Origin of the sequence: Sodalis sp. RH20 (genome assembly GCF_047324205.1) — a bacterium.
GTDB lineage: Bacteria > Pseudomonadota > Gammaproteobacteria > Enterobacterales > Enterobacteriaceae > Acerihabitans.
On record NZ_CP178733.1, the window covers coordinates 1,331,597 to 1,358,192 of the forward strand.

At 53.6% G+C, this 26,596-nt stretch carries 25 protein-coding genes; 3 read left to right on the top strand and 22 right to left on the bottom strand.

Annotated features, from left to right (window positions below):
- Nucleotides 1-7 precede the first annotated feature (7 nt).
- Together ACL2XM_RS06255 and ACL2XM_RS06260 are read right to left on the bottom strand one after the other, a co-directional pair.
- Nucleotides 8-1,528, bottom strand: coding sequence for a conjugal transfer protein TraG N-terminal domain-containing protein (locus ACL2XM_RS06255; protein ID WP_413730103.1), 1,521 nt, complete (start codon nt 1,526-1,528; stop codon nt 8-10).
- A 9-nt stretch (nt 1,529-1,537) separates the two neighbouring features.
- The gene (locus ACL2XM_RS06260; protein WP_413730104.1) at nt 1,538-1,879 is read right to left on the bottom strand and encodes a hypothetical protein; all 342 of its coding nucleotides are present in this window, start codon (nt 1,877-1,879) and stop codon (nt 1,538-1,540) included.
- A 186-nt stretch (nt 1,880-2,065) separates the two neighbouring features.
- On the opposite strand from ACL2XM_RS06260, the gene ACL2XM_RS06265 reads away from it, so the two are divergent.
- Complete coding sequence (locus tag ACL2XM_RS06265) at nt 2,066-2,329, top strand: type II toxin-antitoxin system VapB family antitoxin (protein WP_413732595.1); 264 nt, start codon at nt 2,066-2,068, stop codon at nt 2,327-2,329.
- On the top strand, nt 2,329-2,721 hold the full coding sequence (locus tag ACL2XM_RS06270) for a type II toxin-antitoxin system VapC family toxin (protein WP_413730106.1): 393 nt from the start codon (nt 2,329-2,331) through the stop codon (nt 2,719-2,721). Before ACL2XM_RS06265 ends, ACL2XM_RS06270 begins: the two co-directional genes overlap by 1 nt.
- Nucleotides 2,722-3,053: 332 nt before the next feature.
- Here the strand turns inward: ACL2XM_RS06270 and ACL2XM_RS06275 are convergent, their stop codons facing one another.
- The 7 genes from ACL2XM_RS06275 to ACL2XM_RS06305 all read right to left on the bottom strand — a co-directional run bounded on the left by ACL2XM_RS06275 (nt 3,054) and on the right by ACL2XM_RS06305 (nt 10,721).
- The gene (locus tag ACL2XM_RS06275) at nt 3,054-3,692 is read right to left on the bottom strand and encodes an IbrB-like domain-containing protein (RefSeq protein WP_413730107.1); all 639 of its coding nucleotides are present in this window, start codon (nt 3,690-3,692) and stop codon (nt 3,054-3,056) included.
- Nucleotides 3,677-4,888, bottom strand: coding sequence for a phosphoadenosine phosphosulfate reductase (locus ACL2XM_RS06280; RefSeq protein WP_413730108.1), 1,212 nt, complete (start codon nt 4,886-4,888; stop codon nt 3,677-3,679). Before ACL2XM_RS06280 ends, ACL2XM_RS06275 begins: the two co-directional genes overlap by 16 nt.
- 751 nt (nt 4,889-5,639) lie before the next feature.
- Nucleotides 5,640-7,415: a MobH family relaxase gene (mobH, locus tag ACL2XM_RS06285; protein WP_413730109.1), complete on the bottom strand. Its 1,776-nt coding sequence runs from the start codon at nt 7,413-7,415 to the stop codon at nt 5,640-5,642.
- A 176-nt stretch (nt 7,416-7,591) separates the two neighbouring features.
- Entirely contained in the window at nt 7,592-7,939 is a 348-nt protein-coding gene (locus ACL2XM_RS06290) for a hypothetical protein (RefSeq protein WP_413730110.1), read from the bottom strand.
- Nucleotides 7,936-9,336: an integrating conjugative element protein gene (locus ACL2XM_RS06295; protein WP_413730111.1), complete on the bottom strand. Its 1,401-nt coding sequence runs from the start codon at nt 9,334-9,336 to the stop codon at nt 7,936-7,938. The genes ACL2XM_RS06290 and ACL2XM_RS06295 overlap by 4 nt, the downstream gene beginning before the upstream one ends.
- 9 nt (nt 9,337-9,345) lie before the next feature.
- Nucleotides 9,346-10,263 (bottom strand): TIGR03756 family integrating conjugative element protein, encoded by a 918-nt coding sequence (locus tag ACL2XM_RS06300; RefSeq protein WP_413731048.1) that lies wholly within the window; start codon nt 10,261-10,263, stop codon nt 9,346-9,348.
- A 23-nt stretch (nt 10,264-10,286) separates the two neighbouring features.
- Nucleotides 10,287-10,721, bottom strand: a complete 435-nt coding sequence (locus ACL2XM_RS06305; RefSeq protein ID WP_413730113.1) for a TIGR03757 family integrating conjugative element protein — start codon at nt 10,719-10,721, stop codon at nt 10,287-10,289.
- A gap of 443 nt (nt 10,722-11,164) precedes the next feature.
- Between ACL2XM_RS06305 and ACL2XM_RS06310 the strand changes: the two genes are divergently transcribed.
- Nucleotides 11,165-14,959 (top strand): SIR2 family protein, encoded by a 3,795-nt coding sequence (locus ACL2XM_RS06310; protein WP_413732597.1) that lies wholly within the window; start codon nt 11,165-11,167, stop codon nt 14,957-14,959.
- Nucleotides 14,960-15,282: 323 nt separating this feature from the next.
- On the opposite strand, the gene ACL2XM_RS06315 is transcribed toward ACL2XM_RS06310, so the two are convergent.
- From ACL2XM_RS06315 to ACL2XM_RS06375, 13 genes are all read right to left on the bottom strand, one after another.
- The gene (locus ACL2XM_RS06315) at nt 15,283-15,531 is read right to left on the bottom strand and encodes a hypothetical protein (protein ID WP_413730116.1); all 249 of its coding nucleotides are present in this window, start codon (nt 15,529-15,531) and stop codon (nt 15,283-15,285) included.
- Nucleotides 15,532-15,704: 173 nt separating this feature from the next.
- Entirely contained in the window at nt 15,705-16,445 is a 741-nt protein-coding gene (locus ACL2XM_RS06320; RefSeq protein ID WP_413730118.1) for a thioredoxin domain-containing protein, read from the bottom strand.
- Nucleotides 16,446-16,456: 11 nt separating this feature from the next.
- On the bottom strand, nt 16,457-19,324 hold the full coding sequence (locus ACL2XM_RS06325; protein ID WP_413730119.1) for a conjugative transfer ATPase: 2,868 nt from the start codon (nt 19,322-19,324) through the stop codon (nt 16,457-16,459).
- Nucleotides 19,324-19,758: a TIGR03751 family conjugal transfer lipoprotein gene (locus ACL2XM_RS06330; protein ID WP_413730121.1), complete on the bottom strand. Its 435-nt coding sequence runs from the start codon at nt 19,756-19,758 to the stop codon at nt 19,324-19,326. Before ACL2XM_RS06330 ends, ACL2XM_RS06325 begins: the two co-directional genes overlap by 1 nt.
- The gene (locus ACL2XM_RS06335) at nt 19,739-21,202 is read right to left on the bottom strand and encodes a TIGR03752 family integrating conjugative element protein (protein ID WP_413730122.1); all 1,464 of its coding nucleotides are present in this window, start codon (nt 21,200-21,202) and stop codon (nt 19,739-19,741) included. The genes ACL2XM_RS06330 and ACL2XM_RS06335 overlap by 20 nt, the downstream gene beginning before the upstream one ends.
- Nucleotides 21,192-22,109, bottom strand: a complete 918-nt coding sequence (locus ACL2XM_RS06340; protein WP_413730123.1) for a TIGR03749 family integrating conjugative element protein — start codon at nt 22,107-22,109, stop codon at nt 21,192-21,194. Before ACL2XM_RS06340 ends, ACL2XM_RS06335 begins: the two co-directional genes overlap by 11 nt.
- A complete protein-coding gene (locus tag ACL2XM_RS06345; RefSeq protein ID WP_413730125.1) occupies nt 22,106-22,795 on the bottom strand; it encodes a PFL_4703 family integrating conjugative element protein in 690 nt (229 codons plus the stop codon). The genes ACL2XM_RS06340 and ACL2XM_RS06345 overlap by 4 nt, the downstream gene beginning before the upstream one ends.
- Nucleotides 22,792-23,205 (bottom strand): TIGR03750 family conjugal transfer protein, encoded by a 414-nt coding sequence (locus ACL2XM_RS06350; protein WP_413730126.1) that lies wholly within the window; start codon nt 23,203-23,205, stop codon nt 22,792-22,794. The genes ACL2XM_RS06345 and ACL2XM_RS06350 overlap by 4 nt, the downstream gene beginning before the upstream one ends.
- A gap of 10 nt (nt 23,206-23,215) precedes the next feature.
- Nucleotides 23,216-23,581, bottom strand: coding sequence for a TIGR03745 family integrating conjugative element membrane protein (locus tag ACL2XM_RS06355; RefSeq protein WP_413730128.1), 366 nt, complete (start codon nt 23,579-23,581; stop codon nt 23,216-23,218).
- A gap of 22 nt (nt 23,582-23,603) precedes the next feature.
- Nucleotides 23,604-23,843: a TIGR03758 family integrating conjugative element protein gene (locus ACL2XM_RS06360; protein ID WP_413730129.1), complete on the bottom strand. Its 240-nt coding sequence runs from the start codon at nt 23,841-23,843 to the stop codon at nt 23,604-23,606.
- Nucleotides 23,840-24,199, bottom strand: coding sequence for an RAQPRD family integrative conjugative element protein (locus ACL2XM_RS06365; RefSeq protein ID WP_413730130.1), 360 nt, complete (start codon nt 24,197-24,199; stop codon nt 23,840-23,842). The genes ACL2XM_RS06360 and ACL2XM_RS06365 overlap by 4 nt, the downstream gene beginning before the upstream one ends.
- 191 nt (nt 24,200-24,390) lie before the next feature.
- Entirely contained in the window at nt 24,391-24,840 is a 450-nt protein-coding gene (locus tag ACL2XM_RS06370) for an NUDIX hydrolase (RefSeq protein ID WP_413730131.1), read from the bottom strand.
- A gap of 313 nt (nt 24,841-25,153) precedes the next feature.
- On the bottom strand, nt 25,154-25,984 hold the full coding sequence (locus tag ACL2XM_RS06375) for a sulfurtransferase (RefSeq protein ID WP_413730132.1): 831 nt from the start codon (nt 25,982-25,984) through the stop codon (nt 25,154-25,156).
- Between the last annotated feature and the right edge of the window lie 612 nt (nt 25,985-26,596).

Genomic DNA, 26,596 nt, shown 5'->3' on the forward strand with positions numbered 1-26,596 from the left:
ACCAAGGCTACTTCTTTGCTGTGCTGATCAGTATACCTGAGCCTTTGCTCCCGGCTTGTCCCACGTCCCGGGAGCCATTCGTCAAGCCTTGTAGCATGTTTCCTGCCCGAACACCGGCCCATCCTAATGCTGTAACCCAAAATGTTGGCAACACAAGAAACATCGTCGCCATAACGAAGTTCAGTAGCATATCGCCGAAGGCGTTGTTGAGCCCCAGCAACGGATCGAAGTTCACCTGTGGCCGATCCGCACCCAGCCCCCAGCCGTAAAGCGCATCCAAGATCGTAGAGTCCAGCCAGCGGGCCAATTGGAACCAGAATTCCACAAAATACAGCGCGAAGAACACGCAGCTGACCGTCACGAAAGCCTTCAGATCGTAGGTCGCCAGCATCAATACCAGGGGGATGCAGATGATCAGTGCCATCTTCAGCAGTGACAGTACCATTGGGAGGGCCTGTCGCACCGCATCCATCGCCGGGAAATAGGCAAGGGCACCCACGGTCACGCCGGCGTCCGCCACGGCGCGGGTGACGACGTTGGGCAACGTCATATCGACCTGCCCGCCGTAGTCCGCATAGACGGCCCCTTGGTTCATCTTCTGCTGGCGCGGCGCGGCAATCGCGCGGATCACCGAATCGTCCAGTTCAGTACGTGAGATGAATCCTGCCCACTTTGCTATCCGGGTCATCAGGTCTAGATTGACCACGGCCAGCAGTCGGGCGCGCAGTCCAGTGTCCGCATCTGACCACCATTGTCGACACGTTGGGTAGCCGCCTCCGCTGTCCACTTGCGCCAGGCCCGCGTCGCGTGTGGCATCATAGGGCCAGGCTGTGCGCGGTGTTTTTGAGTGATAACTGTCATAGTAACCGCTGGTATTGAGAAAGAAATTTGAGCCTATCCAGGTGACGTCATACATCTGAGCCTCGCTGAGCTCTGGGCGTCCCATAAACAGTTTTGCCCGCGCCGGGCCGTAGCAATCGTGTGTGAAATCGGCAACCTCCTGTGCTAGGACCGGGTCGTCGATACGCGTGCTGTCTATTTCCATGCGCATTTGCCGCAGGTCAGTACCGCAGGGGATGGCGGCTACCGCCGCGCTGGTTACGGCTTTGGAGATGGCATGCATGAAAAACCACCAGAGGGGGATTTTCGCGCTCTGGTTATTGAGCGAGGTAAATGATTTTTCCCAACCGGTCTCCGTGGGCAGTGGTACGCTGACCTGGCATTGCGTAGAGCGTGTAGTGTCAAATTTGATGGTGGACAGGTCGACGTCGATATACGGCACACAACCAAACAGGATGGCCACTATCGCCATCCAGATACGGTTCTCGATACGCATCGAGGACAACACGCCTTTATTGCCCTCGTCGGCCCCCTCAGTTCGCGCCCGCAGCCATTCCTGAATGAAAATCCCGGCAAAGGGCAGGGCGAACAGGCCGCTGGCAACGAGGATGTTCCAGACGCCGTTGTTAACGAGCCAGGCGACCAGCGTCAGGTAGTATTCCAGATAGTCGGTGGTCTGCAAGGTCATCACCGTCTCCTATACTACGCGCAGCCACTGGCAGGCTTCGGAGAACACGATGGCTCCCACGCTCAGGGCTTCGAGGATGTGGAGCGCCCGGGCTGAATTTGGGTCGCGCTGGAGCCTGCGCCGCCGCGCCCAGGGCCAGACGGCCAGCAAGGTCAGATACAGGCACAGGCGCCAGACGAGGAAATGGACGCTATGGGCATTGAGCCACTGCTGCCAATCGGCGATACCGCCGCACAGGTAAATGCCCAGCAGGTTGGCAACCAGTGCGGCAAAGAACAGTAGAACCAATATCCCCAGCAACAGCAGTAAAGGCCTTTGCCTGGTGCGTATTTCAGAACTAAAGGAGAGCATAGACGTTTCTCCACGCCAGATTAACATCGTTCGAGTTCATCTCAGCAACGATGAAAAGGCGATGAACAATGCGAAACGGATGCGCCCCATATAGTTTTTCTCGGCTGCCTCTGGTCATCCAGGCTGCTATAAACAAAACCATTTCTAAGAAAAACGGTATCAAAATTGTGCTGATGTGTTGCTTTGATGCGTGAATTGATGTTAAATAGAATCAATTTAGATGCGTCACCGCAAAGAGGTCATAAAATGCGTACCACCGTCACCATTGATGACAATTTGTATGAGCAGGCGCTGGAACTGGCTGGTCCGGACATGGACAAAGCAGACCTTTTCCGCGAGGCCATCCACACCTTTGTCCGTGTTCAGGCCGCCAAACGTCTTGCCGCCCTCGGCGGTAGCGCGCCGACTATGTCAAATGTGCCGCGCCGTCGTCAAGATTCGAGCCGCTGATGCCCGTTGTTCAGGACGTGTTGGTCGATACCAGTGTCTGGATTGAGCATTTTCGCCAAAATAAAACCGAATTGGTTGATTTGATGATGCAGGATAGAGTGCTTATCCACCCGTTTGTACTGACGGAATTAGCGTGCGGCACCCCCCCTGCGCCCCGCGGGAGAACGCTGGGCGATTTAGCTCTGCTACGTACCTGTCATTCTGCCAACCAGACCGAGGTCAGGAACTTGATTGAGCAGGAGGGCCTTTATGGCCAAGGTTGCGGTCTGGTTGATATGACCCTACTGGCCTCCACCCTGATCACTCCCAACGCTCGGTTGTGGACGTTGGACAGACGTTTGGCCATCCTGGCCGTACGCCTGGGCATAAACTGGCCCACGGGCGCACGCTAAGCACCCACATTTCAGGGAAAATTTTAAGTTTATAGGGTATTACCCCATGACATGCTACCGACCTCATTTCATTACAGCTAAACCTGACCGCACAAAAGCTGCCTATCTAACCGCGCACTAGATATCCTCTCTCATTACACCAGCAATGCGATGAATATCTTGTTGCGTTTGCTCACTAATCCGGCCCTTACTGAGGTCCCACGGGACATCGGAAGCGTGGCGGACGCTTTTCGATATCAAGCCTCGTGTTCTATGAGAACCACCATGGAATATCAACCTCCTCATAAATAATTATTGATGCGGTGGTGGGACATGATTTTGTAAAAACGAGTCTACTTCACCGTCCATGCTTCAGAAAAGTGACTATCTGCAAATAATTCCGTTAATCCGGTGATCTGCTTGAGCCTAAGCACTTCATCCGCATCCATACCCAATTCCTTGGCTATTTTCTCGTCCTTCCAGCCTAATCGCGCCAGGTCCCTCACGATATCTGACATGGCCATGATTTGATGTTTCCCACGGGCGCGGTTATGGCGAATAGTGGCCGCGATGCGATCGGTTTTTCCTGACTGGCTGTTTCTAATACAGGTAACAGGAAGATAATTTTTTAAACGGCTGCGAAGGATCTTTTTTTCTTTCCCCAACAGGCTTCGGTGAAACCCATCTACCACAATATAGCGCTCCTTTTCTTGGCACACCACCACAGGTTGGGTATAGCCATCCTTATCCAGGGAGGTAAGCAGTAATCTTTTTTCGGCGGGCGCCATATTATTGGGGTTATAATCATTTGCCAGCACGTTTTCAGCTTTTATCCAGAGGACACAGTCCACCGGCTCTTCTCGGAAAGGGCTTTGCTCATGTAAAAACTTTTTTAGTGAATTGATGGCTGCGATCTGTTCGTCGAAGGTCATAGCGCTGAGCGCTTCAGAAATGGGCTTAAATAATTCCTCGATATTCATAAAATCCTCCATTCTTTACGTTTCTCCTGCATACGATGCAGGTATTTTTTGTAATGGTGAGCCTTATTGGGGCTGAATGATAACGTATGACACCAGAAATCATTACGAATTAGTGTCTTGCAGATACGGCGCCAGGAAGGAATATCTCTTGCGCCTAAATCCTTGTCCTGTTCGTCGGGGATATCTACAGGGAAACCCCGGCTTTGGTACCATTTTAAATAAATGGCAATCTTATTGCGGTAATGTTCCGCTGTTTTCAATGGCATGCTGTCCAATAAGAACAAAGCGTAGCTTTTCCAGTTATGCTGAACCGGTTTGGTTATTTTCCGATTGGCGTAAAAATTCCCGGTTTGGTCGGCATACAGTGCGCCGGAATTCGCTCCCGCCACTCGTCGGCAAGCTTTCTCCCATGTTTCCGGCTCAAGCACGTGGTAAAGCCATAATCCCTTGCGTTGTTCGGGGCCGAAGGGTTCGCAAATGCGCATCGAGCTCAACGGCACGCCGGCCTGGTACATAAGATCATAAAGTGGATTATAAATACGCTTAAATTTGGCAAAAAAAAGCCAAATGTCATTCACTTTCCAGTCGTAAATAGGATAGGCATTATAAACAAAACCTTCTGATGATGCCGTTGTCCAGGGTTTATCATCTGCGTAGCGAAGTTTAGAATAAGAACTGATCGCGGCAAAGCGATTAAGCGATTCATCGGTACGGATGCCGATTAAAATCGCTGCACTCTTTTTTTGCGCAAACCAACTGGCAAAAGCGGGTACAAATTCTTCAAAGGTCATGGCGTGCCGGTAAAAAGGGAAAAACGCAGGGTCGGTGATCGCATCGGGAGGGGGTTGGCGCACCCAGTCAGTGTCCGGTTGCCATGCCACCCATTCGGGTTGATATTGAGAGACCCCATTCACGGTAGTCATGGGAAGGGCCACCCAGTAAAAGCGATCGATACAATCATCATACAGGGCTTTCATTTTCTCTATATGATTGATAGTAAGAGTAAACTGCACCTCCCAGTCAATAAATAGCACACTAAATGACCGTTTTTTTCGACGCGCGATTTCAGCCACCAGATGCAGTAAGACCGTTGAATCTTTACCCCCAGAGAAGGACACGCTAATGCGCTGAAATGTATCGAAAACCCAAGTTATCCTCTCTTGGGCAGCCTCAAGGACGCTTTTCCCTAATCCTATTTTTTTGACCAAAGCTATCACCTGTTGTTATCATAAATTAAATGCAATTTTGATTGTTTTAAACCCTTTTTAGGGGTTATTAATTAGCATTGCGTGCTTAAAATGGTTAAATTTTGTAATGTATCAGAACTTATATGCTGGAATAAATTAATTTTATTCCATCGGGGAATTAAAAAAAGTAATAGATAAATATTAAATTATTTTTTTAGGCCGGTGATGGTCTAAATATTTTTTTCAAAAATCAAGTGGATAAAGCGAATTTGCTATTATGTTGGTTTACTCAAATTTATTAAAATAAATAAAGGTAACACTATTCTAAAAAATAAACAATAATGAGTGTTAATGTTGATAAAATATACGTGTTAATCACTCAGGTGATAATTTGAAATTTATTGATTATCCAGGTTGCCTGGAATATGCTATATCATCTTTTTGATAGGCTATTAAGCTTACCTTTGCTGGAAAATGTTCGCGTTGTTATTCCAATCGGGCCGAATACGAGTCAGAAAATACTGTACAGAGTGATGCACAATAAATAATACCAAGATTGATCGTGTTTATATCCTTCAATTCTGAAATAAATCTAACATTCCCCGTGTGTAATCACCTTCCCGCAGCCTGCCCATGCTAGGTCAGCGCCAGGCTTAGCGTGATTTGTCATCATCACTCTGATAATGAAAGCGAAAACTAAATAAGTATAACTAAATCGACAGGCCACCAGTGCTTCGCCGTTGAGTCAAAAGATGTTGGTTAGCCCGCCATTTCATTGGTCACGGGTGAGCGTGAGGTAAGGGTTGTTGAGCGGTTTATCGGCGAACACTGTAAAAGGATCCTGAAGTAGGTAACCGTGCAAACGCCGGGATTTGCGTGGTCCAATTACCTCACAGGTCCAGATGTTCAGGCCATTGTCTTGCTTACGGTGCAGTTGCAGCTTTTCGAAGCGCTTTTGCACCCATTGCCAGGCGGCCAGATGATCCTGCTTGGCAAAGGTTGCGATCTGGGGATACTCCTGCACATAGCGCTGGAATATCCCCGGGCTGACAAGGTAGACCGTATCGTTCACGGTATGCACCAGCGCCTTGGCATCGTTGATAATCAGTTTATGCGACTGGATGGCCTGCTGTAACCATGCGACGAAATGCTGACCGGAGGGCGCAAGGGACATGTCGTAAGCGCCTTTTTCTGATGCTATTTCAGCAAGCGGTGGCGCGTCCTGGTGATGTACTGAAGCCACAGGGACAATGGCTTCCTCAGTCGGCGCGATAATGTCGGGCTTAGGCGTGCCAAGCAGATCGAGGAGATTGTCTATCGTCTCGCTGGAGGGTTGGGGAGCCGTAGTTATTGCGCTGTCGGCCACTGGCGTTTCGCTTGCCAAAATCGTCTGGGGGGCGTTTTCAACCACCGGTTCAGTCTCGACCGAGCCCTCGAACGGTGCGGGTAGGTTTGCCGGCTCCCAGATGAGCGAAGGTGACATTTTGAGAAAGGTGAAGGGATTCGACCAGCCGCTGTTGCTGGAAACCGTCGCCCGCCAGATGGCCTTGCCATCGGGCGTCGCTTGGACGATACCGTGGTCCTGAAGCACGTCGAATACCGCCGTATTGTTGCTGGGTATGCCCTCGATGCCCTGGGACAGGAGATGGGCGCGTAGCTTGTCGGCAACGGTTTTGCTCACTAACCAAAGGGCATCAGCGGTTAACCAGCCATCCGAGGGACCGGGTTGATTTAGTTTAAACTCTTCCTTAAGCAGATAGCGCAAACCCTCCAGGAGTTTGCGTTGCAACGCGTGTTTCGGTACTGCCAGTGCCTTGGCCGGATCGCCTCCCATCGCCTGTGATACGGACGCGCGGTCAGCTTGAATTACCAGCTCACCGAGTACGCCAGCATGCTCATATTGCCCTGCCAGAACGTAGATGAGCGCCGACCAAAGCGCAGGAAAGTTGCTGAGCCAGTCAAGGGCCGAGTTATCAATCAGGCGGTTGTAGAGCAGGCCGGAGGCCGCGCTATGCAACCGGTACTCGCGCTCTGGCCGGTAGCGAAAGCGATAATGCTGCTGCAACGAGCCATGCCAGGGATGCCAGATGCTGCCGTCGGCCTGCTCAACGAGCAGGTCCACGGCCACTTTGCCGATATCGTGCAACAGCGCGGCGTAGGCCGTGGCGGCCGTCCACGCTTCGGCTTGTGCGACTTGGTCTTCTGGCGTTGCGCCGGAAGGTAACAGATGGGACTGCCTCAGTTTGAGCGCGTAGGCAATCGTTTCCAGACCGTGGTCAAGCATACCGCCCGGATAGGCATGGTGGTGGCTTTCCGAGGCCGGGAAAAGCTGGACCAGTTCGGCATAGCGTTCCAACGGGACCAAATACAGTGCCGCGAACTGCTTGCGCGAGAGTGACGTGCGTTGCCAGATATGCTCCAGTAACTTCTTCCGGCGAGGGGATGCCAGCAGCGTGTCGGCTGGCTCCGGCCGCATCAGCCCTTTGCTGTTTGCCGCCGTGGATGCTGTGACCCGTGTGGCGGATTTTCGGTGGAACAGAGCAAGCATAACCCCCCCTGAAAGTACGATTAGCGGTGAGCCTTTTCCTTTTTCTTTTGGAGAAAATCAATTATTTCCAGGTAGGCCCGTTCCCCTTGAACCCTATTCCCTTGCCCTTTCCAGGCCCTTTGTGCATCTCCTTTTGGCAGCAGGCAGCGAGTACTACCGTTTAGAAAGTATTCGCGTTAAGAAAGCGAATACCGGCTTTCCAGTAAAATAATCGTCATCACTGTGAAAATTTCAATTCTCCCTATGCGTTGGGAGAATTCCTTTGAAGGGTCCTGCTGTCGCAGGCATGTACGTAACCGTCGCCAGCCTGTGGCTATAACCATATAGAGAAGCAGGCGCCAGACGAAAAAATAACCGGAATAAGCCCACAACCAGCGCTCGCCATCAGCAATGTTATCTACGATGCGGCCACCGGAAAAGTGGATGGACAGGGCGGTACCGATAACGAGCAGCAAACCCACCAGCGCCAGAATGATCCGGTGGCTGAACAGCCGCAAAATCCATGTCCTTGCTGGGACGCTCATTGTGTCTCGCTGCGCGATTTCTGAACTTCATCGAGGCGGTTACGCAAGGTGTCGTCTTCGAAGATGCCGCGTGAGCCCGCGGCCCTCGAACCATGACGCTGGATAATGGCCATGGCTGAGTTGTTGGCCAGTGTTTGCCGCAGTTCCAGCTCGGTCTTGAGGTTGTTTATCTCCTGCTCCAGTGTGTTGTTTTCCTGCTCTACCGCCTTGACCGCCAGTTCATTGGCCGCGATGTTGGGTTCTTGCCTGCCGGTCAGCAGAGTGCGTTGCAGCAGCAGGGCTTTTTCCAGCACGCTTGACAGCGCCGCTTCCGAGGCCAGGCGCTTACCCAGCAGGTCCTGATCGGGTTCGTCGCGCAGTGCCTCGATCACGCCGCGGGTGATCGGCAGCGAGTTGCTGCCGGCGGCGTCCAGGTTCTCGGCGGTCGTGGGTTTGGCGCCCGAGACCAACTCTTGCAGGGCTTGCAGCTTGGTCTCGAATTCTTCTTGAATAAGCGGTGTCAGGCCCACGCCGGGCGTGGTCTGGGTCTTGGTGCAGGATTCGCAGGTTTGTTGTTCGCGCTCGCCCAGCACCCGGTTGGCCCAGTCGGCGGCGGCTTGCGGGGAGGTCCAGGCCTGGCAGGTGAGCCGTTCGCCGCAGTCGTCCTGGCTGATGGACGCGGTGTCGGTGACGCTGCGGCCATTGAGCAGGTTGTAGCCGGCGCGGGTAACGTCGCTGGCCACCTTGATGGCGTTCTGGCCGGAGCCGCCGGCGTTGCTGCCGCCCACCCAGGGCACGCCGCTGTTGCCCTTGCTGGATTCGGCCTGCTCGATGGCCGAGACCGCATCGGTACTGCCTACGGCGCTTTTGAGGGCCACCCCTTCGGCTAGCTGATCCCAGCCGGCCTGGCCGCCGGCCGTGTCCGCCAGACGGTTGGCGATGGCCCGGCAAGTCATCTTGGAACGGTCGAAATCCATCCGGGCCTGCAGGATCCCGTTGGTCAGCAGGTTGTACAGGCCAGGATCGGCGCGCTGGACGATCAACGCCGGTAGTGAAGCCACCGCGCTGGTGGCGTTCTGGATGACGTTACTCATGATGGACTGGAAACCGTTGGTGACGCCGTTGAGCTGGTTCTGTAGCGTGGTGGTGAGACTCATGTCACCGCAGATCAGATTGCTGTTCCAGCCGGCACCGACGCCGATGCTTTGCATGTTACCGGCACTGCCCATGGACACGGCACGGCCGCCGCCGATGCTGTAGAGCACGTCGTCACCGATGACGTTCCCGCTGGCATTGATGCCGGTGCTGTCAATGCGGATTTGTGCCTGGGTGGTCCCAATTGCGGCGAGTGCGACAGCCAGGACGATGGCGTGCAAAAACGGCCAGAGGCAGGAATGATGGGCGCTAGGTGCTTTCATGGGGCGTCCTTACTGAAAATCAGTACTGCCGAGGAAAGTCTGTCCCCGGCGCTGGCAGCAGGCATAGGGGCGCCACAGGGCCCAGGCGTAGTCACCCTGTTGAGCCTGTACCTGAGCATTGTTGTGGGGGAAGACCGCGCAGTTGCTGGAGAGCGTGGGCGTCAGTTCCTGCCACTTGCCGGTAGATGCATCACCTTCGAGCAATTCGCCCGCCGGCCAGTAGCCGTCGTGAGCGTTGGCGAGTAGTGGCTGGTAGACGTGGATTTGACCGCGGCGGGTCACGATGTCGCCGGCACGCTGTGCAACGACGGCGCCGGCTTTGTAATCGTCGCTCTGGTGCAGGAATCCGCCGCGGGGATACACGCTGCCCCATAAGTTGAGCGTGCTGCGCCCGCCGATTTCGCGCATGCCCGGCGTCAGGGCTTCAGGATAGGCCATCTCGGGCAGGTTGAAGCGCCAGGCCACGGTATCGAGGGTACTGAGCAAGTACGGCATAAAGGCCATTCCCGCGCCGGTGCAGGTATAACCGGAGGCGCTTGCGAAGCGGCTGAATACATCGCCGGCCGGGTGCCCGATGACGTCAGTGTTTTTGAACCGGGCAAGGTTGTTCTCGCCGTCGTGGTTGGTCGTGCCATCACCGCCGGCCTGTGCCGTGGTGTTATGCGGACTCATGACGCGGACTTCGACCCACGGATTTTCGCCGGTATTCGCGTAGCTGGAGACCACCGCATCGGGGACGTAGTGGCGGACCTTGACCGAAGTGCGCACGGTACAGCCAAACGGCGCGCAGTACAGCCAGTAGCATATTCCTGCGACACGATACTCCAGGCAGGGCGGTGATAGCACGGAAGAAACTATTGTTGCGGTATTCAAGGCAAATACCTGCGTGCTGCTACCGAAAAATAAGGCAGCGATATACAGACGCATCGACAGGGCAGAACTATTCATGGTCATAGTTGGCGGCTCCTGTAAGCCTGTATCCGGGCAACGGCGTGATCAATATCACTTTCACCATAAATGACATAGCGGCTATCAACTACTACGGCTGGAATTTTTTTGATGCCCACACTCCAGGCATTAGTAACGTCCTGCCAGGCAGCCGAGAACTGGAGTTGTAAATCGTTACCGCCGTCGTTCAGTCTTTTTTTTAATAGCTTTTCAGCATCATTCGGGCTGGCAGGAAGCTGGGAAGACAAGTTGTTTTCCAGCAGTGCAGGTGCGTCTAATTCAATGATACGGTCGGCTTTACCCGTTACAGGGTGCCGGCTATCAGTAACTACCAACACCTGCATCGCATGTGCAGCTCCTGTCATCAACAGGACCTCAGCCGCTGCTGTAAACAGGCTCAGTTGCAAAAAAGACAAAGATACAAAATTGGGTCTCATTACATTGGCTACCGGGTGAGCATTTAGTCAGTTCAGTTAACCTCTCTTGAATAATCAAAACGAGAAACAAAGTGAACCATGCTCTTACCGGTTTTATTTGCAGTTGCGGGATAAAAAAAAACTGTGTTTGATTTATCTTTTTTGCTTTGCAAACTAGACCCATAGGGACCTATGAAAGCATATACCCCTTGGCAGGGATATGATAATAACTACTAAGGGTGCATTCAAGTATCTGTTTTACCATGGAAATGGCTATTGGAAACAGGGAGAAACCATTATGTGATTGTCTTAAAAAATTTATAATTTGAAAATTTTTTACTGTAATTATAGACAGTTGATTCTGCACATTGGATAGCTGATTTCGTATTTCAAGACGGAAATTAGCTTTTAATTTATATACTCTTAAGACAAAATGTGAAAACACTATTGCCTAAGGGGTAGAAATGCGTTTCATTGCCGATGGGCCTTCTGTACCTAATGATCTCATTACTGCTCGTGATGATGGGGATGTCATTTTGTTTTGTGGCGCAGGAGTATCTCAAGCTAATGCAGGTCTTCCAGATTTTGAAACCTTGGGCAAAAATGTCATTGAAATACTCGGATCCGCCCAAAATGGCCCCGCACGTAGACTATTAGAAAAGGCAAGGGAATTGGGACGAATGGCAGGTGTTGGAGGTTTGGTCGCTACCGATCGCATATTCAGCCTTCTTGAGCGAGAATTTGAGGTGCGTGACGTCAGAACTGCAATTGCTCAGGCCATAAAGCCGAATCAAGATCATGATCTTCTGGCCCATCGAATATTGCTTGATATAGCCACTGCTCCGAATGGAATTACTCGTCTGGTAACGACCAATTTCGATTTATTATTCGAAGAATGTGCTCCAGTTCTTTTATCTTCAGGGCCACCACATTTACCCGACCCGAAAAATGATCGCGATTTCCGTGGAGTTATTCATTTACACGGTCGAGTTAATGAACAATACGATTACGTTCAAGATGATGAATTTGTTGCTTCAAGTGCCGATTTTGGTCGTGCATACTTATCGGATGGTTGGGCAACAAGGTTTATCCAGGCCTTACTTACCCGTTATCAAATTGTGTTTATTGGCTACAGCGCCGATGATCCACCCATTCAATACTTGCTTGAAGCACTTAATCTTCATGCAGGACACCGCAGTCGATTATATGCTTTCCAGGAAGGTGACAGCGGCGCTGCCGCTGCTTTATGGGAACATAAAGGTGTTCAAGCGATATCCTTTGATAGTAGTGATAAATATAGAGCCCTTTGGGCTACTCTGTCAGCGTGGGGAGAGCGTGCCCGAGATATTGACGGTTGGTATGCGAATTTATTTTCAAAAGTCATCAAAGGTCCAGCCGAACTCGGCGCCCATCTTCGTGGGCAGATAGCCAATATCATTTCAACCCCGGATGGTGCTCATCGCATAGCTAATGCTGATGAACCACTCGACGCGATGTGGCTTTTAGTGTTCGATTCCCACCAGCGTTACGGGAAGCCTGAAAGGGTCGAACCTTACGACAAATTTTGTGAAAATTTTGATCCATTCACTATGCTTTGCCTTGATTTTGATGTTCAACCGGATCCCGGAAACCATGATAATATATTAGGCAAACGTAATATTCCTGCTGATACATGGGATGGATTTTCAATAAATATCAATGATTTAGGTGAGCAGGGTGAGAAGTCATTAGGCATTCGAGATAGAGATTTAAAATCTAATTCGACGCTTTCTAAACGTTTGATCAGCATTAGCATTTGGCTGCAACGCATTGCCCATCAACCGGTTGCACTCTGGTGGGCCAGCCACCAGAATGGACTTCATCCGATTATTGTCAAATCTATACAGTATTCGTTGAGAAGAGAGGCTCACCGTTTTTCTGCAAATATGTTACGCGGATGGAGGCAGCTTCTTGCTTCATGGTCTGATGTGCGCGAATCTGCTGAAATGTTCATATACGAGATTGAAGAGCGATCAATACAAGAGGGGTGGACTCCAGCACTTATCCGCATGCTGGCTGCCGTCTATCGTCCACAGATAATAGTGAAACCTGCATTTGGAAAGCATCCTTTGTTATGGGGTAAAGACGTGCCAGATGGGCTCATTCGAATTGATATCGACTACCCCCAGGCACATAAGAGCCTTATTGTTCCCGACGAGTTACTCGATTATACGATTGCCCAGTTTAGAGAGAATCTTATACTGTCAAAATCGTTAGAGCAGGAAATTTCGGGGAATGACTCTCTTTATTTCAGTACTACCTGCGTAGGTGATGATGGTCCAGATTTACTAGATGATAGTTACGGTCTTACTGGACCAATTATTATCTATCAAAAGTTGATGGGAAGGCTCGTGAAATTAGATCCATTGTTGGCACGTGCCGAAACGAAACGTTGGCCGATAAAGGATGACTATATTTTCGCGCGGTTGCGTATATGGGCGGCAGGAATTCCCAATTTTCTTGACCCGACGGAAGTTGCATTGATTTTTAGAGATTTTTCCGAAACTGTTTTTTGGGGATCATTTCACGAGCGAGATTTGCTTTATGCACTCAGGGATCGGTGGGCAGAATTTTCTGCAGATGACAAGGAATTTATTGAACACCGATTACTCATAGGCGCTTTTCCCTGGAGCGGTGATAACCTTAAAGGAAGAGAAGAGAATATTGCCCTTGACCGGTTGAATCGTTTGTATTGGCTATTTCAACATGGTGTTATCTTCAGTTTTGATGTGGCAAAAAAAATCGAAGAACTACATAAAATTGTACCTGAATGGACAACGCATGCGGGTGACCAAGTCGGCAATTCCAATGCGCTAACGGTACAAAGCATCAATGTAGATAATAATCCCGATCTTATCCTTAGCACTCCTATTTCCCAAGTACTTACTTTGGCTCATGAAGCGAGAAAAGAATTTACATACGATAGAGTACGGAAAGAACCGTTTAAAGGACTTGTAATGCAGCGTCCGTACCGGGCATTGGCAGTATTGACTTATGCTGCACGTTATGGAGAAGCTCCCTTATGGGCTTGGTCTGATTTTCTTTATGCTGATACTCGTCCCACAGATCGTTTGAGAATGATAAATGTTATTGCTGAGCGACTAAATAAACTGTCTCCCGAGGCGTTACAAGGGATTATTAATCCAGTAACGGAATGGATGGAGCATTTAGCTCCGCGGCTATATACCGATGCAGCACCAATATTTGGCGGTCTTTGGAATAAAATTTTAGAAGCCATAATGAATTATAAGACCGAAAAACCACATGACCCTAATAAGGGTTGGGCAGATGATGCAATCAATGCTCCAGTAGGTAAGTTGGCTAATTTGCTAATGAAAGACCCTATCAAAAACGACCTTGCTCATGCAGAAGGTTTTCCATCTTATTGGACGGGTAGATTCGAACAACTTCTGGCCCTGCCCGGGGATATGAGGCAATATGCAATTGTGATGGTCTGTTATCAGTTATGCTGGCTTTTTGTTATCGATCCCGTATGGACCGAGCGGCATTTAATTTCTTTGGCTGAAAGAAAAGATGTGGATGGTGATGCGTTCTGGGAGGGTTTACTTTGGTCTGCAAGGATACCGAACTGTGAACTATTTCTGCTTCTTAAATCATTTATTCTTGCTCGAGCAGTGCAACCCCAAGTCCTACGACATAAAAGTAATATTTTCGCAGGGTTTATCCTTGATGGTTGGGGTGGCCTTGATAATGCGGATCAGCCTAAGAAATTGGTTACTGATATCGAATTGCGCGAAGTATTGATCCAAGCTGATGACACATTTCGTGGACAAATCCTCAGATATCTTGAAAATTGGTCTACAAAAACACCTAAGCCTTGGAGAGAACATATATTATACTTTTTAAAGAATGTCTGGCCAAAACAAAGGGCACTCCATACACCATTGATTTCAGCTATGTTGACTGATTTAGCGTTTGCAAGTGGTGAGCTAATGCCAGCTATCGTCCAGATTATTTTACCGATGCTCGTTCCCATTCGTGGGTCTTTATTGCGCATGATGTATTTAAAGGATGGTGATGACAGTCATCCGGTCCGTTGTTATCCAATAGTAACGCTTAATATTTTTTATGTCATACTTGCGGAAGACCCGTCATTGTGGCCTTATAAAACTGATGAAGTGCTTGATTATCTTTCCCAATGCTCAGAAACAAAGGATGATCCAAGGATTTCAGAAATTAGACGACGTCGTAATAAATAACGTTAAATACTCTTTTGGCCGGAAAAGGAAAAAAGTTTCATTAAACAAATTTGGCTTCCTTGACTGGTAAATAATTAATTTTATCCAAAAATAATATTGTGAAATTCAACATATAAATAATAATTTATCGGAAGATTTTATTAAAATTTCATATCATTGAGTTGTACTAAATACTTTTTTTATTTTCGAAATAATCGGAAAAGATGTGTTTGAAATTGATAGAGGCTCAGTGGTTAAGTTAGATGTGAGATTACTGTGTCTCTGCCAATTTTATTTTAGTGATTGTTAATCATGGCCATTAGAAAATAAATGGTTGTACTTTTTTATTTGATCTGTTTTTTTTCTGTGACCGCTTGGTATAACAGTCCGGAAAGAATTGCATTCCTTGTGGTTTCAGGAATAACACAGGGTCTCAATATTCCATGAGACTGAGGATAATCTCCCCAATGTACTCCAAGTGCTTTTTCTCCTCTGGTAAATTGATTTTTATGATCATATGATCCAAAAATTAACGTTATTCCCTCATCTTTATAAATCTCTTGGGGATCTTTACAAGATGAAATCATTTGCATGACATCGCTCCGAGGTTTTATATTGCAACATTGTGCCATAATAACTGAGGTGTTTAAAAAAACAAATATACACTAATGCAACTGTGCTTAGTATACATAACATATATTATTGATTATTATGGAATAGTCTCCTTTCTCAAAAGTTGAATTTCGGAATATTTTTAGTAAAGTCCTTATGGCATATCGCCGACATTGTCGGGAGGTTTTGGGGTCGCTGATGGTGTTGCGGTGACTGCCTGGTTGATGGACAGCAGATCAATCGCAGACAATAGTGCATCGCCTTCGGCCGGTCCATTGAGCAGTATTGTCTTGCCGGTTGTGTTGTCTCTTAGAAGTAAGGTGGGCGCTGCAGAAATCCCCTGGTTCTCTGCCTCCATGACTTGCGCGCGGATCACCGTGCCGTGCCGCTCGCTGTCCAGGCATCGCTGGACGAGCGAGGTGATACCGGGGTACTGCGCATTTTCCGGCAGGCCCTGCCCATCGCTTCGAGTGTTCTGGTAAATCCAGGCGACAGCACTCCAGAAAGCGGGAGGCCCACCAGCCTCACCGGCACATTCGGCCAATCGTGCTTCGCGGGTTGCTGCTGGTTCGTGCATCTGCAAAGGCAGGTGATGCCATTGCCAGTTCACGTCCGGATTGGCATCGATCCATTGTCGTAATACCGGAAAGTATTCCCGACAGAATGGGCACTCTAGGTCGGCATACTCAATCAGTGTGTAGCGCGCGTCGGCATTTCCGTAGTGCCAGGGTGGCCTGTGCCGGGTCGGGCTAGCTCTAGACGAGAGCGCCTGCACGGGTGTGTGGGAACTGCCTTGGTTCGTCCATGCTACAAGGCCAGCAACCAAGGTTGCCGCCAGGATAAGCAGGAAGGAGAAGCTAACCGAGCGAATGTTAAAGCGACTGGATGGATGCATTGGTCTTTCCTTTATGTCAGCGCATCGAATTTGAGCGATTCGATGCCGCGCGCCTGGTCAATTTTTTCGGCGACTTTGAACGCCGCATCCAGTTCGCTAATGCCGTTTTGCTGCATCAAGGCGAATCGCTCGGCCTTCTCTTCGGGCTCGGTTTGGGCAAGAGCGAGATACAGGCTGGGCGGCACCGCCCGGAACAGGATTTCCATCGATCGCGTCAGGATCACTCCTTCGGTGTATTTGCCGGCTTCTTTCCGGGCCGAAAGCATCAATGCCTTCTGTGCCGGCGTGAGTTCGCGAAAGCGGGCGATCTTCTCGACTTCGTCTGGCGGCATGGACAGGCAGATCCACCATTCGATCATGTTCAGCATGGGCTCTGCCGCTTTGGGCAGATCGTCGATGTTCTGCGTGGCCAGCCAGTACCAGGCCCCCAATTTCCGCCACATCTTGGTGATCTTGACGACGTAGGGGGAGAGCAGCGGATTCTTAGTGATGATGTGGCCTTCATCGGTCACGTTGACGATGGGCCTGCCAAGGAACTGGTCGCGTTCGGCGAGGTTGTTGACGGTGTTGATGAGGCTGATATAGGCAATGGCGAGCTGGGCGCCATAGCCCTCACGGGCAAAGGTGGCCAGTTCCACGATGGTGATATCGGCTTCGGGCCAGGGTGTGCCCGGCCGATCGAACATTTCGCCGTCGGTACCCTGGCAGAAGATGTCCATGGCGTCGGTCATCTCCAGCAGCCGTGCGCGGCGCGTCTCCGGTAGCGTGGTGTCGTCGCCACGGGCGCGCAGCGCATCGCGTACGTCGCGGGTCAGTACCGTGCGCGCTTCGGCCACGCAACGCCGGGCGGCATCGAGGATGCACTGGCGGATGAGGCTGCGATCGGCGCGGGTCATGCGCGCTTCTTCCTTGTCCTCGCCACCGGTGATCATCAGTCGGGCGGTGATTTCCAGCTCGCCCAGCACGTCGCGCTGTTCGTCACCCTCGGTAGCGTCGACCGAGGGTGGCTGGTCCGCATCCAGCGCGTCGGCATCCAGGGTTTGGACCTGATCGGGCGTATCCACCAGCCGCCAGGCATCGACGAAGGGCGCCAGGCTGACGCCTGAGCCCGGCGCGAGCCTGACCCGGTGGACGCTCACGCCCAGGCGTGCGGCGAAATCACCCAGCAGGCCAAAGCTGTTGCCGGCCTCGACGATGAACAACCGAGGACGGTAGATGGCCGTCATCTGGATGAGCAGGTTGTTGAGGGTGGCACTTTTGCCCGAACCGGTCGGGCCAAACAGGAACAGATGAGCGTTCATCTGCCGGTCCAGGCGGTTCAGGGGATCGACCGTGATCGGCTCGCCGCCGCGGTTGAACTGGGTCATGCCCGGATGCCCGGAGCCGCGGTTGCGCCCCCAGACTGGGGCGATGTTGGCCGCGTGCTGGGCGAACATGAGCTGGGTGTGCCATTGGTGTTTATCGGTGGCCGGGTCGAACACGCATGGCAACCACCGCAGGTAGCTGTTGAGCGGGGCAACCTCGTCCTCTTCCCGTACAGGTTGCAGACCGGCGTTGAGCATCACGTTGATCAGTTGCAGGCCGCGCGCGTCGAGTTGTTCGCGATCGTTGCCGCGCAGATAGAACGCCAGCGCGCCGCGGTAGAGTTTGTGTGAGCTGCCGATAAGGCTACGCGCCTGCTGCACGTCCTGGCGGGTCTGCTCGGAGGCCAGCGTCTCGCCTACGGCTTTTTTCGACAAATGATTCAGATGCGCTTCAAGCACGTCTTGCGGCGTGGCGACCAGGGTCAGGCACATGACGGTGTCTTCCGGCATCTGGTCGAACAGGGCGTTGAACGCATCGCCGCCCTTGTGCGTTTCACCGGTCACATGCCCGGTGTGCGGCGCTGTGCGCAGGCGGTCGAGCACGATGACTCTGTGCGGCATGGTGTCGAAAGACCAGGTGCCTTCCTCCACGTCAGAGCGTGGTTGGGAAAAAAACAGGCGCTGGGCGAAGTCGCCGCTGGCCAGTTCAAGCTCGCCCGGCGTGGGCTCGTCGGGATAGCGCGTCAGGGCGTAGAAGCGCTCCCGGTCATCCGCAGAGTCGCCCAGCAGCGTGGGGCGCGGGTTGAACCAACGCAGCAGCCAGTCGTGGATATCCGCCGCGTCCATGCGTCGCGATGTCACACCGGCATTGGACAACCCGCCGGTGAGCCGGTCACAGATGGTGGTTAGCGCCTGCTTGGGCGACTGGCCGCGACGCGATGGGGCGGCGGCGGGGACGCGCCGGTAGACCACCATCCGTACACGCCGCAACTGGCCGCGCCAGGGGAGCCGGCTCACGGTGGTGTCTTCGAACAGCCCGCCGGGTTTGGCGATGGCACGCAAATGGTGTGCGAAAAATTTCAGGTAAAAGTCGGTGAAGGCGCTGCCTAAAGCGCGCGGCTGGATGTACTCGGCCAGGGTGCGCAGATAGCGGTCCCAGTTCGCTTCGTCTTGCGCGTAGAGCTGGACCACCCAGGGGTGGTCGTCGTGTTCGTCGAAGGAGTCCTGCAACGCGTTTTCCAACGCGTCGCGCGCCTGCCACAGCCATTCGAGTTCGCGTCCCTCGGTGCCGACCGGCGTCAGTTCAAAGAAGGCCGCGACAGAATGCCCGTCCTCAAGCAGCATGCTTTGCGACTCGGGCAGGTATTCGACCCAGGGCAGCAGATCGGCGAACGATGGGGCCAGGTCATAGAGCGCCTGGGCCTCGGCCTCGGTGGCCGGCCGGCGACGCTCCAGGGCGCTGCCGGGCTCGGGGATGCCGTGTGCGGCCAGGGCCGAGACGTGGCGTTCCCAGGCATCCTCGGCGTCGGACTGAGGCGGGGCGGTCCGGCGCATCCAGGGGAGCGACCAGGCCATCAGTACGCCTCTGTGCGTTCGCCAGGCATGGCGTACTGCACTCGCTGGTATAAAGGAAAGACCGTCGTATAGCCGGGCACCGGGGCAGGGTCGGTCCCGGCCAGGTGCGGAAACACGTACAGCACCAGATCGGGGTTGGGCAGCCGGTGGAACTGGCTCTGGATTTCATTGGCGGCTGTGCGCGTGTAGGTCGCGTTGACCGTGGGTGCGTTCTGCACGTCGGTGTCGGTCAGCGGCCGGCGCAGGTCCTGCCGCGCATCGAGCAGTTGCCGTGCGGCCTGACCGCCGCCCGCGCCGCCTCCGGTCTCCTGGTTCCACATGTCGAGCATGGTGTGCTCGCCGTGCGGCAGCAGTTTTTCCTTGCTGGTCGCGCAGCCGCCCAGCAGCAGGGCCGTCAATACCGCCACGGTGGTTTTAATCCAGATCCGACGCATGGGAGCCTCCGGTGTGGTGATTGACCCGGCGCCCCTTGGCGTCGTAGTCGATGTTGAGCGGCTGCTCCAGGTGGATGGCGACTTTCGCCCCGGGCTGCACGTAGACCGCGGCGAACGCCTGGCCATAGAGCTTGTTGACCCACTGCGACATCTCCTGCACGCCGCCGGCCAGGATGCGGCCCATGGCTTCGTTGCCCGTGATACCGACCGTGCCCAGCGAGCCATTGCTGTTGCTGATGTAGGAGACGTTGCCGCTGTCGGACTTGATGAGCGAGGCCGCGCCGGCGCCGGCCGCGGTGATCAGCGCTTGGGAGCCGAGGTATTGCTGGGCGTTGCTGCGCCGTTCGCCGGCAACACAGGGGATGCCGTAGGGATCGCTGATCCAGCCCAGGCCACCTTGGGTCGCGCTGTTGCTGTTGGCGTTGCCAGTGTTGTTGCTGGCGCTGGTCGTGTCGCTGCCTGGGTTGCCATGACCTTGCGGGACGGTGCGGATGGTCCCGTCCTGAAAGACGAAGGTGACGCTGCGGATCTGCCCGCGCACGCATGAGAGCGTCCAGTCGCCCGACGCCGTGCCGCTGACCACCGCGCCGGTCACCTCGGGGATGTCGATGCCGTTGGCGGTGAGGTTATCCGGGCCGATGAGCACTTTGAACGGGTACGGATCGTTGACCGTGCCGTCGATCGGCACCCGGCCGATGAGGGCGGTCATGGCCACCGAGCCCATCAGCGTCGCATTCGTCGGCACGGTGTAGACCGGTGTCGTGGAGGTGCTGACGGCATCCATCGTTTTGCCGCCGGCATCGGCCACCGAATCGGCCGCGTTCGACAGGGTTTTCTGCGCCGGACCGAAGCTGACCGGGAATGTCGCGGCTTGGCCGGCACCCCTGGTCTTGTCGTCCGTCCTGGCGTCTTGCGGTTCGACCCAGTGCAGGCCCTCACCGCTGGCGAAGCCCTTGCCGTCGCCGGCTTCCAGGCCCAGGCCGACCGGAAGATCCGCCTGGTTGCCCTTGCCGCTGAGTCCGTCCAGGCGCTGCTGCAGGTCTTGCAGCAGGCCCTGCGTCTGTTGCTTGTCGCTGGCCACCTGATCGCGCTCCTGTTGCAGGCGGCGGCGCTCGCCATCCAGCGCGCTCTGGATACGCTGGTCGATAGCGCTTTCGCGCCCACGCAGGCGTTCGTTCTCGGTCTTCTGGTTCTTGTTGTCGGTCAGCGCCGTTCCTAGCTCGTTGCGCAGTTGCTTGACCTGGGCGACGAGGGTGGCGACGGTATCGCGGGGGGTGTCGCCCTCGATGCCCAGGGCCTTCATCTCTTCGGGAGTGAGTTGGCTGGCGGTGCTCTGCGGCGCCGACGGCTTCGTTCCGCCGCCAGGGAACAAGCGGATGCCGACGAACACCAGCAGCAGCACGACGGGGATCAGCAGCCATTTGAGCAGCGGATTACTTTTCATGCGGCGTGCCTCCCGAAGCCTGGCCTGCCACCGCCGCGGGCGGCAGGTTCACCGTGGCATCGATGGTCGACACTGTGGGGAGCAGCGATTCGGCCAGGCCGTGGCCGCGGGTAATGAGGTACACCACGGTGGTGTCGGTCGACGCGCCGGCGGGGCCGATCGTGGGATGCTGGAAGGTCGCGGCCACGAAATCGCCCTGGAGCGCACGTGGGTCCAGGGCGAGCCAGCGTACCGTGGTGTTGCTGAGCCGGACTGCCGTGACCCACATATCCTCAAGCCGCCAGGCGGCCAGCGCCTGGGCGCGTACCGGCAGTGTCGGCAGCAGCGTGTCCAGGGTGAGGTCGCGGCGCAGGTTCACCCGGGCGATGCCGGCGACGGGCTCAACCGTGCGTAACGGGGCATAGAGGCTTTGCGCCGCATAGCGGGTGAGCACGACGGGGATGGGGGTTTCGCGCGGGGCGATGGGCTGCTTCAGTGCGCCCTGGGGCTGTGGGTCCGTGCCGGTGTCTGCGCTGACCCCGTAGCGGATGGCCGGTGCGTCGCCCTCAACGATGCGCACCGGCTCCAGCGGCGCCTGGCCGTCTTTGGCCGGCTCGGCGGCGACATCCAGCAGGATCAGCGCGCCAGACGCCACGTCCTGCAACTGCAAGCGCGTCGGCGGCAAGGGCGCGCTGGCACTCAGGTAGACCGCGCCACCGGCGCTTTGGACGCGCAGCTGATCGCCGACGCCGGCCGGGATACCGATGCGCACATTGCGATCGACGAATACCACGCGCTCCTGGCCGACGACCAGGGGCACGGCCAATGGCAGGCGCTCCCAGCGCAGGATTTCAACCGCATGGCTGGCGGGCAGCAGGCCCAGGCACAGCGCAAGGCCTGTCAGCACGCAAAGAACATGTCGCTTCATGGGGTTTCTCCCTGCAGGGGGCCAGTACGGGCGGGCGTACCGGATGAAGGCGGTGCCGGGGGCGCCTCGATGCGCTGCGGTGCACCGGCATAGCAATCCAGCGCCAGGCCGAACGGATTGCGCTCCGGGTCGATATCCATCCGGGTGACCTTGATGGGGTAGCGCACCAGGGCACGCTTGACCTGTTCGGCGCCGAAATACTCGTCGGCGCTGACGTCGAGAGTCACGATCCAGTCGTGGTCGGAGACGGCCCGTACGCGGGCGGGCGGGTCGTCTCCGTAGCCGCGCCCGGGGATCTCGTAGAGGCCGCGCACGCGCTGGCGCAGTTCGCCGTTGCTGCGCCGGTATTCGTAGTCCTGTTGCAGGTAGGCCCGGCACTCGGGGGTGAGGTAGGCCGACAGGGCGTGCAGGTTGCGCGGGTAGTCTTCCTCGCCGTTGGCCGGCCAACGGTTGAGTTGCTGGAAGACATAGAAGGTGAAGGTGTACACGCTTTCCGGCGGTACATCCCACCACTTGCGGGTGCTGCCTGAACGCAGGTCGGGCGGCACGTGGATGGTGAGGTCCCGGGGTGCACTCCACCAGCCAAAACCGAGCAGCAGTGCAACCAGCAGGAGTGCGCCACTGCCCAGGCGCAGCGTTTTGACATGCGCCTGCAGGTGTTGAACTTCGTTGCGAAAGCGGCTCATGCGTTCCTCCGCCGGTGGGCAAGGCGTCGCGTAGTCCAGATGCCGGTGCGGGTAATCAGATCGCCTCCGCCCACCTGCGCGGCCAGCCCGGGATGACGCCGGGCCAGCCGCCATTGCAACTGCCGGTACAGCCAGGTATCCGGGCGGCCGCGTTTTTGCCGGCGCAGTAAACCGCCGCCGACAAAAACGCCGAGCGCGATGCCGGCGACGATAAGCGTCGGCACCATGGCGATACTGCGGGTCAGCCAGGCCAGCAGCAGGCCGGGGACGAGCCCGGCCGCTGCCGAGAGTCCGGCGCAGATCCACAGCTCGTCAGCCGTCAGCCCGCGCACCACCACCGGCTGGCGATTGAGCCGGTGCGGCAGGAAGATGACGAGCCCATCACGTACGGGCTGCGAAGCGTTCGCCATGCGATCGTCCTTACAGCACGCCGGTGGCTTTGGTCAGCAGCCAAATGCCCACCACCAGCAGCACGGCGCCGACGGCGACGGTCAGGCCAAACTGGCCCCAGGTTGCCCGCCCAGTATGGATTTCGGAGTAGCGTGTGTACGCGTGGTAGCAAACGCCGACGAACATGGACGCGACGACAAGCAAGGCGACCAGCATGACGATGTCATAGCCGTAGTTCTGCAGCGTGTCCATGATGCCGCTGCCGGCGCCGCGGGAGGGATCTTCCATGGTCGGCAGGCCAGCGGGGAAGGCCGACAGTGGCAGGGAAGCCACCAGCAGCGGAATGAGCGAGCCCAGGCGGCGGGCGGTATAGGGGAAGGGAGTCGTGGTTTTCATGGCGATGGTCTCTTGAGTAACATCAGGACAGGAGGAAAAAACCCAGCACCAGGTACATCGCGAGGGATCGCACGATGACCGCAAGTAACTGGCGTTGGTTGAGACGGTGTTCGGCCCAGCCCACATAGGCGGCGCGCATGGCCCATGCACCCCACAGCAGCAGCACGGCAAAAACAATGCCGAGTACCACGGTGGACACCGTCGCGGGCGTGAAGCCGCCATTGGCCTGAAAGGCGGCCACTTGCGCTGCAGATGCGGTCATGGCGATGCCTTCTCTGCCTGGGTGGATTCGCTCACGTAGTTGCCGATCAGTGGAACGGGGTCTCGGGGCTGGGCACGCTGCGGGACAAGGTAGTCCTGAACGCCGCTATGAATGCGTTCCAGGTCAGCATGAAGGCGCGCATAGTCGAAGTGGTAGCGGGCCCGCTCGTTCGGTCTGTTTGTGGCGGCCTGGCCGGCCAGGCGATCGACGAGGTCAAGTTGACGAGCGAGTGCTGCGAGCTGTTCGCGCTCGCCAACAACGCCGGCGGCCATGGCGGGCTGCTGGACGTTCAATGCCAATGACAATGCGATGATTGCGATGCGCCAGGGCGCCACTGGTAAAGGGGTAGATGCCATCGTATTTTCCCCGTGAATAGGAATGGCACGATGGTGCGACAACGACCGCACGAAAGCCGCAAACAATGAGGATTTGGTCACCACCGCTTTTTGGGGGAAATGTTCTATTGGTTGATGTATTTACTGCCGATCGCCAGGAAGCGGTCAGGTGGATCAACACTTGGGGGCTGACTTAAGGCTATGGTTGAGGATTACTTTTCAGTAGAGACAGATAGGATTGAAGGGATGTTACACGGATAAACAGTTTCCGCCGTTGTAACCAGTTCGTTGAGATCCCACCAGTGGTAGTTGCTGATCACGGCTTTCTCATTAGCACTCCAACCATCGGTGCTGATTTCCTGGCTGTTAACTCGCACGATAAAAAAATGCTCACGTGCATGCACTTTCTCCCCATTTGGAAGCATCATTTCAAATGCTCTTTGCGCAACACAATTCCCTACATGTTCTCTTATTAGTCCTGTTTCTTCACGAAGTTCCCGAATGGCTGCCTGCTCAAAAGATTCACCTTGTTCTACGCCGCCTCCCGGCGTTGCCCAGTAAGACTTACCTGATAGTGCATCAGAGTTGTGCGTAAAACGGAAAAGCAATATGCGATTGTTGGAATTAATTATTAACAACCGGGCTGAGGCTCGTGTGCGCATGCTATGTTTCCTGAGCTGTTAAACAATTCTGCTACTCTTTTTTTTTGTACAAAATAACCTAAACCCGTTTCTTATTAGAGTATAATAATCAACTATTTCTTGGCACTAAAACAGACAAATGTTCTTACATTGTCCCGTGCCCATTTCTTGTTCGGATTTGCAGCGGTAAGAGTTTGACAAGATGGTTGGCTCCCGGACTAGCTACGACTGATATTTATCGTGGCCTCAAAACTTTGTGCTGCTCGTGCTTTAGCCGCTGACAACTCAGACTGCCTGGCAGGGGGAATACCATTTCATCGCCTATGGTACACTACTACATCATTACGGCAGGTAAGGCAGGATCTGCACCCCATTCGGCCCACGAACCATCATACAGTTTAAGATTATGATAACCTGCAAGTTGGGCTGCAAAGAGTACGATACATGCGGTGACACCTGAACCACAGGTGAATGTCAGTGGCTTATCATTCTTTAAACCTCTTTTTTTAAACAAACGAACCAGTTCTGATTTTTCTTTGAACTGTCCGTTCAGCACAACCTCAGTGAAAGGGATATTCAGCGAGTCTGGAACGTGGCCGCAGCGTAACCCGGGTCTTGGTTCAAGCTGACACCCGTTGAAGCGTTCCATTGGTCTTGCATCAATTAATGTAAAAGAAGGGTTTCTCAAGTTATCAAACACCATTTTTTTTGTGATAACCCGGTCAGATTGAAAATTAAACTCCTTTTTAACAACGGGAGCGGGTTTTGTATACGAGCGAGTCACGGGGTAACCATACCCTTTCCAAGCATTAAGGCCGCCGGCAAGGATAAATACCTCACTGATGCCAGATATTTTCAGCATCCACCATACTCTTGGTGCGGAGTAAGCACCTTGCTGATCGTATACCACTATTGTGGAGTCGCGTTTTATCCCAAGCATAGCCAACTCTTGGGCAAGATCATCAGGATGGGGAAGGGTATGGGGTAAGCCTGAGGCGGTGTCAGAAAAGTGGTTATCCAGATCAAACCAAATTGCACCTGGTATAATATCCTCTGAAATTGCCATAACACCATTCATTGATGTTTTCAAAGTCGCATCCAGCAGCAGGATATCATTATTTATCTGATGTGCAGCAACCCACTCGGGAGAAACAAGATTTTTCATAGGGTATTCTTCTTCAATGGCGACCTTATAGACGGTATTTTTAATGAAGCAGTTATTATCATTCTATAATACCAGCATATTCCTTCTTACAAATAAAGCTGATAATGCTAAGTTTTAAGACTTTCATGCGAACAAAATCTATTTCTGCCGATCCCATGCAAAAAAAGTACCGAAGTAATCCTTAAAACTGACCAAACATGCATCTTGATCAATTTATTCCAAAATGTACATTTTCGTACATTCCATCAAGGAAGAGTGCGAACATTTATGCAAAAAAACGCTCACCACGAGTAATGATTAAAAATGATTGTTATCAATTTAAAACAATTTTCCTATCAGTAAATACAGCTCATTAAATAAGGTTTATCTTAATTCCGCAAGAATAAAATGAAATTAATACATATCATTTAACAAAAAAAGCAGGCGTTTATTCTGTATAAAATAAATATACGGGTTATTAAATCTAAATGATAGGTTTTGGCAAGCTACAACATTTTATAACTTTAATTTAAGGCTTTATTTCCACAATAAAAGTAATAGTATTGGTATTACAAATGTAGCTAAGCATTTTCAAATCATAACGAAGACAGTTTAAAACAGGGATAATTATTA